An 11,683-nucleotide genomic window follows, 5' to 3' on the forward strand; every position below is an offset into this window, starting at 1 on the left:
CCCCTCGCCGGGCTGGGTTGGGGGCTTTGTTTTTAATCGCACCGCCGCACGCCCCCGCCCTCTTTCATTTTTTTTCGTCCCGCGCGCGCGGCCCGGCCGGCGCGCGCCGGCTGCTCGTGAACCGCGCCCGGTCTTCTTCGGCAGGCTTCAGCGATCTTGCCCCGTTCGGCTTCGCGCCCCTGGCGCGGGGCAGCCTGTCGGCTGCTACTGGCAAGTACCTGGTCGGGCGCAGGCGGAGACGCCCACTCTTAACAACGGCTTCTTCAAGTATCCCCGACAATCGGCTGCTATGCGTTGGATGGTCATCGCATAAAGTTGATCAGAACGTTCCTCCGATTCGGAGAACTCCCCGCCCAAGGGTTACAAAGCCCCACCCCTGTAATGATCCGGGTCGACTCGCCCGTGCAGCGCCGGCGTGGAAAGGGCGCCCGAGGCGCCCTTCATTTCAGATCGGCTGTTCAGCAGGCCGCCTTCGCGTTGCGTATCAGAAGCGGTAGGTGACACCTGCGCCTATCAACCACGGATCGAGCGCAGCCTTCCCCGTCAGCTTCGCGCCGTCGACCGTGACGTCAAAGTCTGGCTTGAGGAAAAGCTTCTTCACGTCGAAGTTGACGCCCCAGTGCTGATCCACCATGTAGTCGAACCCGACCTGCAGCGCGGCGCCGAACGTGTTCCTAACCTTGAGAGCGTCGGCGCTGCCTACATCCTGGTTATAAAATATCGTGTAGTTCACGCCGGCACCAACATAGGGCTTGAAAGCGCCGAAACTGGTAACATAATACTGCAATGTGAGCGTAGGCGGAAGCATCCAAACCTTGCCGATCTTGCCCAGCCCGCCGATCGCTCCTTGGCCCCCGATGTTTGCATAGGTGGTGCCGAGTATGAGCTCGGCGGCGATGTTGTCCGTGAAGAAATAGGAGATATCGAGTTCCGGCGTCCCCGTGTTCGAATAGGAAAGATCGGAGCCGGGCACCGCTTTGACGTAGCCCGAGTCCTCAGTGACGACCCCCAACCCACGCAGGCGGATCTGCCAAGGGGTTGGTGCTTCCGTGACCGAGGCTCCCGCCTGCGGGACGCTCCCGGCTTGCGCTAGGTCCGCCGCGACGGCCTGCTGTCCCATCACGATGAGGAAAACGGCCGCTGTTACTCCCCATGCCGCGCGCATTTGGTTTCTCGCCATAATATTCTCTCCTTGCTTTTTAGAAATGATGCACTGAACTACGAAAATTCTTGTTCGAATTGCGTGATTGGCGGAGCGCTCATGCGCAGTTTGCGTGGGACCGCGCCTCCATTATTTGCGCCGTGCTCGCAATCACCGACCTGTACTCACTTAGAAGTAAGCGGGATAACCAAAGGCCTGCAGCTTGCGGCCGTCTTACGCGCGTGACCTGGGTGGGACGCGGTCGTGCCGCTTCGTGGTGGCGAGCAGGATCGGCGGATAGGCGGCAAGGGTGGTCCCGGCGCCATAGTAGTGTGGATTTCCGGGCATCTTGCCAGAATTGTAAAGGTACTGACCGCGGCGCCTGATCACGGGAACCTTGTCAGGACGATCGAAGATCGCTGTCAGGGCCTCGTGGTCGCGATCGAACTGTGTTCCACCGAAGTGCCTCAGGGTCCTGGCAGACTGGCTGGCGGCCCAGGCAAGTGTCTGTTCTCCTTCTACATCTTCGAGCCAAAGATGGGGATCATTGTACGGAGCATTCAGCGTTGGGCGGAAATCGAATACGGTCATGTCCGGATAACGTGAAGAATGATGTCGACTGGAAAACAGCCGCAACGTCCTGTCGGCTCGGAAAGTCCAGTTTTCGCGGCTGCGACCGCATGTTCGGCGAGCTTGATCATAGCATGATTTCTCCTCAGTCCTTGCCGCATCGCGTTTGGGGATAGCCTCGCACGTGTCGTGCCAAACGTGAAAATCATTTCACAACAACGACATGGCTCTGATTGCGGTGTGTCTCATGTCCGACTTTGTCGAAGACCCGACAACGAGTGCAGCTGTGACCGCCTGATAGAACCTCCTGTGCGACCTCGGTGGGCACGGCGGAATAGCAATGAAGCTCACCGCGAAACTGGCCGAGCTTCGGATCGACATCGGCGACGGGGCGATCGACGACCACTACGTCGCTGGTGTCGTGCGCGGCACAACCTGATGACTCCGCGGCGGCGATCATCGAATAACTGCGTTTACGACGGCTCCATCCTGGCCGACCGGTGGGCGCGCAAAAGACTGCTGTGCGGCCTCATCCCTCCGCCTGGATTGAGTCGCAGGGACGGAATGGGTCGTGCTTTTGGAACCGGCAGAGTGGTCAGAACGCAATTCTCCTTCCCGCAATCTTTGCAGAGATTCGACAATCCAGCTGGTGAAGGTCCCAGATCGCGCAATCATAGATGCGCTCAGGTCTGGGCATGCGCCCATCCGCAACCATGTCATCAAGAGCATCGATCCGACACCAACACAGGCTTCCTCATGAGAGAGGCGTCGCGGCGGACATGAGATTGCGTCACTCTTCATGATCGCCGCCTCCGAGGATGTCGGGATCGAGCCAGTGCAACGGCACGATAGGGCGAAGGATTTGGCAGCTCTTGCAACTGCCGACCTCGAGGGAGACGGCATATCGCGATCTGTCCGGCAGAGACACCAGTTTTTGCACTGTGCGTTCATGATGCTGGTCTCCATGAGAACTATTCTGGTGCAGAAGGTGCCCGATTAGCTATTCGGAAAAAGGCGACATCCGAAGTGCAAATCGGGCGCCGCCCTGAAGCGTCCCCCTCAATGTCGGATTTCGGACAGGATCGTAAATCCGCCAACTCATTGTTTAATAAAGTTTCCTTCTCTGGCATGGCCCATGCATGGGACTCTGCGAACCCATCAGCGAGACGTCGTCCATGATCATGCGCACCAAAAATGCCGTCGCCGTAGTGAACACCGCCCTCTCGCCTGCCATCAAGCCGCCGAAAGGCCGGGGCGTCATCGTCGGCCGGCGATTGCGCCGGCTTCAAACACCCTAATCGGCCTGCAAAGCGTCTCGTGTGACGGCGACGCGGGCATCCAGACGAACGGAAAGACATACTTCGTTGCCCCACGTCGCCGGCCTGACCCCTCGATTTCACCGCGCTGGAATGCTCCGGTCTACATTCGACGACGCGAACGCGCTGGACAAATTCTCGCAAACCCCGGTCGGGACCGGTGCTCCGAACGCCCGCGGGGGGCCCAATGACTGTGGCCGATATTCGCCCCGAACAAGCCGCCTAGTGGGAAGACTCTATAGGAGGAAGCAGTGGAATTGTCTTGCGTTGGGATCGGTGCTGGCCCGTCCAATTTGAGCCTTGCGTGTCAGCTACACGAGCAAGTTGGGAAAGGGGCGGTGTTCCTGGATCGGCAGGTCGACTTCCGCTGGCATCCAGGCAGTGCATTCGATTCCTCGCAGCTCCAGGTCAGCCACTTCAAGGACCTGGTCACTCTAGTGAATCCGCGATCAGCCTACACGTTCGTAAACTTCCTGCACGAGAACGGGCGTCTGTATCATTTCCTGAACGCACAGTTCGAAGCCGTGCTCAGAGTGGAGTTCGAACAATACCTGAGCTGGGTCTTCCACAGGAACCCACTTGTGCGTGGCGGCGAGACAGTGCGCGAAATCCGCTTTGACGGCGAGTTTCGGGTGCGGACGGATAAGGCGGTTCTCGCCGCCAGAGACGTCGTGGTCGGCATTGGCAAGCAGGCGCAAATTCCGCCTCAGTTCCAGGGCTGGACTGGACGCAACCTGTTCCACACATCTGTTTTACTGCACATCCACCCTGAGGTGCGGAGAAAGCATGTCTGCGTGGTCGGCGGAGGACAATCGGGAGCCGAGGTGATGTTGCATCTTATCGGCCTGCCGAAAGAACGGCGGCCTGCCTCGATCACTTGGGTCTCGCAGCGCGAAAACTATCTGCCTCTGGACAACAGCCCGTTCACAAACGAGTTGTTCATGCCCTGCTTTTCGGATCGTTTCGCGGCGATGAGCGAGTCGCAGCGTAAGCTGCTGCTGCGGCGTTTCGTGCTTGCCTCAGACGGAATTTCGGAAAGCACGTTGCGCGCGATCTATCAGGCGCTCTACCGCCACGCATTTTTCGAGCCAACCCGATCCGACATCACACTGCGGCCGGGCTGCACCGTCTCGCATTGCATCAACGCCGGCGCGGGTCACAGGCTGACCCTGCAGCACGGCATGGTCGAGCTCGAAGAAGTCGCGGCTGACATCGTCATCCTGGCCACCGGTTACGAGAACGCGATCCCAGACTTCTTGGAACCCATCGCGCACCGGCTGGAGCATATCGACAATGAATTAGCTATTCGCGAGGACTTTTCGGTGAGCTGGGACGGACCGCGTGACAGACGCATCTTCGTACAAAACGCGAGCCTCGGGCAGCGCGGCCTGGCCGATCCGAACCTAAGCCTGCTGGCCTGGCGCGCGCGCCGCATCCTCGATAGCCTTCTTGGGCGCGCGCCATGCGCGAACCCCGAGCATCCTGGCTTCATCAGCCATACCTCGATCGAGAACTGGCCCGCCCCCGTAGCCGAAGAAATGGGCAGCGGGATATGACTCGTAAACTTCTGGTCATCGGCGGTGGCATCCTGGGAATGATGTCCGCCTCCGCTGCGAAGGCCGGAGGCTTGTCCGAAATCATCGAGACCGAACAAGTTCTTGGACCAAGCGGCGCATCGCATTATTCTGGGGGCGTTCATTTCCCCTACGGTTGTCAAGACCGTACCAGGTCGCTCACTCGAAAGAGCGCCGTGGTCTTGCCGGCCATGGCTGGGTCGGCGGTCAGCGGATGGTGCCGGCCTTTAGCGATGCGCGTCGCGGCTGGACCGGGTGAACCGATTGATCCGGCCCAGTTTACCGAACCCCTGGACCCGGCTGAGCCTGACATAGGAAGTCTCGCGCCGAGCTTCTGCGGACAAAATCCGTCGGAGCGGAACGCACTTAGCATCGCCGTCCCACATGCATGGGACCGTCTCCGTGGACCCGCAACTTGCACAGCGCCCGACTGCCCTAATTTGGATGTCCGACCAACCAGTCTTTCCAAAAGGAGGCCTTTCGCATGTTGACTGATACACAACGAGACAAGTGGCAGAAAGACGGATACGTCAGGCTTGAAAGCTTCTTTGCGCCAGCGGCTCAGGAAGATATCTCCATTTTTGTCGAAGATGTGTCATGCTGGGATGTTAGCGATGATAAATGGCTTATGTGGTTCGAGAAGACGACGGACAATCGAAAGATCATATCCAAGATCGAGAATTTTCTCGACTTCCATGATCCATTGCGTCGTTTGCTCTTAGAAGATCAGCGCATAAAGTCAGCAGTCGATGATTTGCTTGGCGAAGATTCGCGCAGGCTCAAGGAATTGCTGATTTTCCACTACCCCGACAGCGGCGGCTATCTCCCGCATCAGGACATTTATCACATTCCACACAAACTCCCCGACCGGATGGTCCATGCGGTGGTTGCCGTAGGCATCGACGACTCCGACCCGGAAAACGGCGGGCTTTTCTTCAGCCCCGGCAACCACAAGAAGGGGGTGTTCCCCATGGATGCCGGTGGGGTGATCGATCCTCAAGTCGCCGAAACGTTCTCCTGGGAACCCGTAGTATGGAAGGCTGGCGACATCTTCATCTTCGACGATTACGCGCCGCACTACTCACGACCGAACAAAAGCAACCGTTCTCGGCGGACACTCTACTTGGTGTTCCAGCGTGCCTCAACCGGTGGGCCGACCCGCGCTGAATATAACGTGCTTAAGCGCGCCCTTAACCCGCCCGAGGGCAAAGTGGCCGATCTCGACAATCTCAAGCCCCCAAATGGCATCTTCTATCGCGATTGAGCTCACGCAGCCAGGCGGAGGCATGCACACGAAACTGATCGACCGCTCAAAAAATGCGCGGACGGTATGGCGGTCTGATTTGCGGGCTCGTGGAGCATCGGACGCTTTGGCACGTGGATTGTGGAGGGGTCACAGGCGGCCTTCTGTGTGCCTACAGCCCGACCTAGCGCCCCCCTTGGTCGCCCGCCTGCCGGCCCAGAGCTGCACTATCCTGGCCGGGCCGCCAACGGGTCGGGCTGCCGTTTCTCTCCATGAAGTGCACTTGAGGCTGTTCGTCGGCAGCCGAAGGTCCGTCCCACTCTTCAACAGCCTAGGTTCGTTGTCATGCGCAAATACACGTTTTCTCGAACGGAGCTGTCGCGAGCGTTCGGAATCGACACAGCCACGCTTGGAACGGGCAGTGCTCGCACGGGGTTTTCGTTCGGAAAGGTTGGACCCGGGGTCACATCCGAGCCCCATCGGCACGACGAAATCGAGGCCTTCGTAGTCCTGTCTGGTGCGGGCAAGGTCACCACCGACCTTGGGGAAATCTCGGTCGGGGCCGGCGACGTCGTTCTGTTCCATCCTTTTGAAGCGCATGTGCTGCGCAATGACGGGAACAAAGACCTGGATTTCGTCGATGTCTACTGGCGGGACGGCGAGGCCGCCCTTGATGCCGCTGCAAAGACCACGGCTCCACGCGGGCCGACCTTCGTCTTCTCCGCGCCGCCAACGCCAAATGGCGATCTGCATCTGGGGCATCTTTCTGGCCCCTATTTCGGCGCTGACGTCTATACCCGTTTCCTGCGCATGAAAGGAGTCGAGGCGTATCACCTGACCGGAAGCGACGATTACCAGAGCTACGTCGCGACACGCGCCGCTACCGATCAATGGACGCCTGCAAACGTGGCGCGCTACTATTCCGACGAGATTCGCGCCACGCTCGCACTTCTCGATTGTGACGTCCACAGCTTCCAAGCCACAATGGGCGATGACGGTTACCGCGAATTTCAAGCCGCGTGTTTCCGAACTCTTCTGAGCAGCACGGCGGTAGATCTGCGCCAGAGCCCCGCGCTTTTCGATGCTGTGACAGGCCACTATCTTTATGAGCCGGATGTTAGAGGCCTCTGCCCCGATTGCGGCGGCTCCGCCGCTGGCAACATCTGCGAGGAATGCGGCGCCCCAAACCTTTGCCACGACTTGGGTGCAGCGCGGTCACGGCAGTCTGCCGAAGCGCCGCTGGTCGGCTCCCTCCGCCGTCCGGAACTTGCCCTGGACCGCTGCTACGACAATATCGACCGGCATCTAAGGGCATCAGGCGTCCCGCTACGCATCTTGGATCTCTTCGCGCGCCTACGCCAACGCGGCGGATTTTCAGTACCCATTACCCACCCCTCGGACTGGGGCCTGCCGGCCGAAGGGTTCCCGGGGCAAGTGATCTGGGTCTGGCCGGAGATGGCCTTCGGTTTTCTTTACAACATCCAGGCGCTCGGCCGCTCGCTGGGTCGCGACTGGAATGCGGAGATGCCCGGCAGCGATTGGCAGATTGTCCATTTCTTCGGCTTCGACAATTCGTTCTACCACGCGCTACTCTACCCCGCTCTTTACGCCGAGGTCTTCTCCCACTGGACGCCGCGCATCCACTATCACGTAAACGAGTTCTACCTGCTCGACGGCAAGAAGTTCTCAACCAGCTGCCGCCACGCGGTCTGGGGCAAGGACGTTCTGAGCCCAAAGACAGTCGACGTCGTGCGCCTCCATTTGGGCCTGACACGCCCGGAAGGGGAGCGGACGGATTTCACGCTGGACGGGCTGCGCCGCACCGAGAAGGAGGTCTTCCAAGGGATTTGGCTGAACTGGCTTGATGCGTTGGACCAGGAAATCAAGCAGGATTTTGCCGGCCGTGTACCCGATGCAGGCGACTGGAGCCCAGTCGACCGCGCCTTTTTTGCTCGGATAGAGATCTATCGCGCGGCGATGGAGCGGGCATATTCGGACGAAGGCTTCTCGGTCCGGCGCGCGGCCGCTCAGGCCTGCGATTTCGTGCGCGATTGCGTGATCTACCGTCGGGCGCGAGACTATGCGGCTGCGCGATGTTTCTACCCCGCCCGCAATCGAACTTCGCTAGCCCTTCAGACGACGGCCGCTGCGATCATGGCACCGACAGTCGCTCCGTTAATGCCCCGGTTCGCCAGAACGCTGGCGCGAGGCATCGATGGCGTCTCAACCGAAACATGGCCCCGGTCCGTCCAGCGCCTTGCACCCGGGACGCGCTTTGATCTCAGACCCGTGTTGGTGTTCTACGCCAAGTCCGGCAATCCTCATCTCGATGAGGAGGAAGCACTATGAGCCCGAAGGTGCACCAGTGAGCTGTCCCAATCTCGACCAGATTTGCGCGGCAACCAAAGCCGACCATGCCAAATATGCTGTCACTGGGGCGACCGAAGCCGCTATCAAACGGTAGAGACCAGATTAGCGGCCCTGAACCAGCGCGTCGTCGACAACCCTGGCCCGCGCCTTCGAGGACCGCTCGGCCGATCGCTTCCCAGCCCTTGCTGTTCGTGCCGCAATGCCGTGTGGGCGCGACTGCGCTGACAACCTCTGCGGCATCGGCATTCCGTCCTCCAGCCGGTCAAGGCTGTCATGCGATTCGACCCGCTTGGTCAACCTGGCGCCCTGGAACGTGCGCCGATCACCAATGTGAATGCGAATGCCTGCGTGATGCTATCTTCTATTCTGTCCGAGACCGTACCGACGCGGCATTCAGCCGAAGAACAACTGAGCTACTGACAATCGGAATGTAGCAGGTTCAAATTCGGGTCCGAAACAGGATATTGCTCACAACCAGCGTTCAGCATCCGGCATGGTGCACAAGCTTCCAATCAGACCCGCGCAACGCACAGCCCTTCGCCTGAAGTATTCGGCGAGGGCTGCCAAATCGCAAGCGTATCCTCCTTAACATTCACGAGGTCTTCGCCGAAAATGCAGACGCTTGTCGCGGGAGAGATAGATGCCTAAATTATTAGGGTGCTCCTCAGGATTGCGTGTTTGCTCCGGTATGACGGCCCTAATCAAAGAGCGATTCTACAATTTACATGTTTGGGGATCGCTCGCTAGGTACTCGGCCTGTGACCCTGCAAGCCGATGCTTCAGATGCCGCCCATGCAGAGATATTTCATTTCGAGGTAGTCCTCGAGGCCATGGCGGGAACCCTCCCGCCCGATTCCGGACTGTTTTATCCCACCGAACGGCGCCGCTTCCGAAGACATCCGGCCGGTATTTACCCCCACCATTCCATATTCCAAGGCCTCGGCGACACGCCAGACACGCTTCAGGTTGGACGCATAAAAATAGGCCGCGAGGCCGTAGATCGTTTCATTGGCATCACGCACGACCTGATCGGCATCTTTGAAGTGAATAATCGGTGCGAGCGGCCCGAATGTCTCTTCGCGCGCGACGGTCATCTCGCTGGTGACACCGGTCAGGACCGTTGGTTGGAAAAACGTGCCATTCGTGCCGATGCGTTTGCCCCCGCATCGAATCGCGCCGCCTTTAGCTACGGCATCGGCAATATGGGATTCAATCTTGGCCAAAGCCTTCTTGTCGATGAGGGGTCCTATGTCCACTCCGAGCGCGAAACCGTCACCAACTTGAAGTTGGCGAGCCCGTTCAACGAATTTCTCGACGAACTCGTCATGAACGCCCGACTGGAGGTAAAGTCGGTTCGCTGAGACGCAGGTCTGGCCGGCATTGCGGTACTTCGCCTGGATGGCACCATCCACCGCGGCATCGATATCGGCGTCATCGAAGACGATGAAAGGTGCATTGCCGCCGAGCTCTAGGCTGACTTTTTTGATCTGGTCCGAGCACTGGCGCATGAGTAAGCGCCCGATCTCAGTAGACCCGGTGAAGCTGATCTTGCGGACCTTGGGATTTGTGCAAAGTTCGCGGCCGACCGCGTCACCTTCGGATGCGTAGATCAGGTTGGCGACGCCTTCGGGAAAGCCTGCCTGATGGGCGAGGGCGAACATTGCTCCAGCCACCAGCGGCGTCTGTTCAGCGGGCTTGAGGACGATCGTGCAGCCCGTCGCCAAGGCTGGCGAGATTTTGCGCGCCACCATCGACACCGGGAAATTCCATGGTGTTATCGTGCCCACGACCCCGATGGGCTGCTTGATCACCAGCATTCGGCGGTCGGCCGATGGTGCGGAGATCGTCTCGCCATAGACGCGATTTGCCTCCTCGGCGTACCATTGCAGATACGCCGCAGCATGCGATATCTCCGACTTGGCTTCCGCAAGCGGCTTGCCCATCTCCGCGGTGAGAATTGCAGCGAGATCGTCGGCGTGGTCGATGATCAACTGATGCCATCGCCATAGAACGTCGCTGCGCTCACGTGCGGTAAACCCTGCCCATCCAGGCTGCGCGACATAGGCCTTGTCGATCGCAGCGCATGTCTCCTCGACACCCATATCGGGTAGTTCTGCCAGCACTTCGCCGGTCGACGGGTTGAGAACCTCAAATGTCCGCTCGCCCATCCGCGTGCCAAGTGCCGGCAGGCGATCGATGGGTCCAAACAGGTCAGGGGATCGCAGGTGACGGATCATCGGCAGGCACAGGGGCAATATCCGATTCCTCCTCAACGCGGCAGGTGTCCATAGCAGGTGCGGTGTGTATTCCGGACGTAAAGGTTCCTTATAGGGCCTAGGCCATACAGCTAGCAGACCACGGTACCCAAGTGGGAGGGAGAATACGCTACAAGACGCCTAGCGGTTCTACTAGTCGGGCTCGACCGGTCGGTTGCGCGGTGGCAGGTCCGGCCCGCGCGCAACCTTGCCATAGGTCTTCGCGGCCAGCGCCTTCACCGTCTCAGGCTCTGCGTCGCCGGCCACCACCAGCACGGCGTTGTTCGGTCGGCGGTATTCGTTGCACATCGTGAACCGATCGGTGCCGTTCAGCTTCTCCATCTCCTGCGTCCAGCCGTTCACCGGAATGCGGTAGGGCTGATTCGGCCGCAACGTCGCGTTGACCTCCTCGTCCACCAGACCTGAGGGTCCGTCTCTCTGCGCCAACGGCGCTCCTCCAGGATCACGTTTCGTCGGTCTCGATATCATCGTCGTTGAGAATGAGGTTGAACATGCGATCGGCCTCGAAGCCCATCATCTCGCCCAAAGCGATTTATAGGCAATGAGGGCGGTATTGTAGCCGCTGACTGAGACGGCTCCGTCGAACTCGCTGTCGGGGCGGTTGGGCGTCGCCCTGAAGATCAGACGCTCGAGGGAAGGGGCAAGTTGCGTTTTGCCCGGTGGCTCGTCGGCGCTGCGGACCTTGTGCCAGATCATGTGAGTGACGATTTGCGCGGGGTCATGTCGACCGTTCCATGCCATCATCGAGCAGGAAATCTTGCCGCCGTCGGTGGCGGCCAGAGCCGGAGCGGTCGTCGCTAGGCCAGGGCGGTGGCAGTGAACGGCTTGCGCAGCCAGGGGGTGATCGATGGCTCCGGTTGGAAAGGCAAGTTTCGAGGCAGTGATTTGTTCCTCATTTTCATGAACGGGCTGCGTCTTCGATCCCGTGGGAGGATCGCGGGCAGGCCGAGCCAGATGAATCATGCGGCCAGGGCTCACTCGAGCCTCATCTTGGGATGAGCCCAGGAGACCGGCGGCGGTGTTCTTGGGGGGATGGTCATTGGAGGGATTTTCCTTGATCCGCGACGCCTTGCGGACGACCACGCATGCACCGTGCCAGATCAGAAAAGGTAGTGTGCTGAGAGTTCTGCAAATTCGCTGAGAGGGGGCGGTCATGGCAGGCTGGTGATTGTTCACGTCACCTGATTCCCGCG

The 11,683-nt window shown here is 59.6% G+C and carries 8 protein-coding genes and 1 pseudogene; 4 read left to right on the plus strand and 5 right to left on the minus strand.

Annotated elements, in window-relative coordinates; genetic code table 11:
- Positions 1-484 precede the first annotated feature (484 nt).
- Positions 485-1,165 (minus strand): OmpW/AlkL family protein, encoded by a 681-nt coding sequence (locus tag NKJ80_RS31040; RefSeq protein ID WP_352498945.1) that lies wholly within the window; start codon positions 1,163-1,165, stop codon positions 485-487.
- A 210-nt stretch (positions 1,166-1,375) separates the two neighbouring features.
- Positions 1,376-1,732 carry a hypothetical protein gene (locus NKJ80_RS31045; RefSeq protein WP_352498939.1) on the minus strand — a complete coding sequence of 119 codons (357 nt, stop codon included), beginning with the start codon at positions 1,730-1,732 and terminating at the stop codon, positions 1,376-1,378.
- A 1,154-nt stretch (positions 1,733-2,886) separates the two neighbouring features.
- Between NKJ80_RS31045 and NKJ80_RS31050 the strand changes: the two genes are divergently transcribed.
- The 4 genes from NKJ80_RS31050 to NKJ80_RS31065 all read left to right on the plus strand — a co-directional run bounded on the left by NKJ80_RS31050 (position 2,887) and on the right by NKJ80_RS31065 (position 8,193).
- The gene (locus NKJ80_RS31050; protein WP_352498940.1) at positions 2,887-3,009 is read left to right on the plus strand and encodes a hypothetical protein; all 123 of its coding nucleotides are present in this window, start codon (positions 2,887-2,889) and stop codon (positions 3,007-3,009) included.
- Between the two features lie 269 nt (positions 3,010-3,278).
- A complete protein-coding gene (locus tag NKJ80_RS31055; RefSeq protein ID WP_352498941.1) occupies positions 3,279-4,583 on the plus strand; it encodes a lysine N(6)-hydroxylase/L-ornithine N(5)-oxygenase family protein in 1,305 nt (434 codons plus the stop codon).
- 502 nt (positions 4,584-5,085) lie between these two features.
- Entirely contained in the window at positions 5,086-5,865 is a 780-nt protein-coding gene (locus NKJ80_RS31060) for a phytanoyl-CoA dioxygenase family protein (protein WP_352498942.1), read from the plus strand.
- Positions 5,866-6,189: 324 nt separating this feature from the next.
- On the plus strand, positions 6,190-8,193 hold the full coding sequence (locus NKJ80_RS31065; protein ID WP_352498943.1) for a class I tRNA ligase family protein: 2,004 nt from the start codon (positions 6,190-6,192) through the stop codon (positions 8,191-8,193).
- A gap of 800 nt (positions 8,194-8,993) precedes the next feature.
- On the opposite strand, the gene NKJ80_RS31070 is transcribed toward NKJ80_RS31065, so the two are convergent.
- From NKJ80_RS31070 to NKJ80_RS31080, 3 genes and pseudogenes are all read right to left on the minus strand, one after another.
- Positions 8,994-10,451 (minus strand): NAD-dependent succinate-semialdehyde dehydrogenase, encoded by a 1,458-nt coding sequence (locus tag NKJ80_RS31070; protein WP_502902258.1) that lies wholly within the window; start codon positions 10,449-10,451, stop codon positions 8,994-8,996.
- A gap of 171 nt (positions 10,452-10,622) precedes the next feature.
- Positions 10,623-10,916: an insulinase family protein gene (locus NKJ80_RS31075; RefSeq protein ID WP_245264066.1), complete on the minus strand. Its 294-nt coding sequence runs from the start codon at positions 10,914-10,916 to the stop codon at positions 10,623-10,625.
- Positions 10,917-11,003: 87 nt separating this feature from the next.
- A pseudogene (locus NKJ80_RS31080) lies at positions 11,004-11,683 on the minus strand (hypothetical protein); the annotation flags it as partial.

It is taken from the genome of Mesorhizobium sp. M0030 (genome assembly GCF_040323695.1).
Taxonomy (GTDB): Bacteria; Pseudomonadota; Alphaproteobacteria; order Rhizobiales; family Rhizobiaceae; genus Mesorhizobium.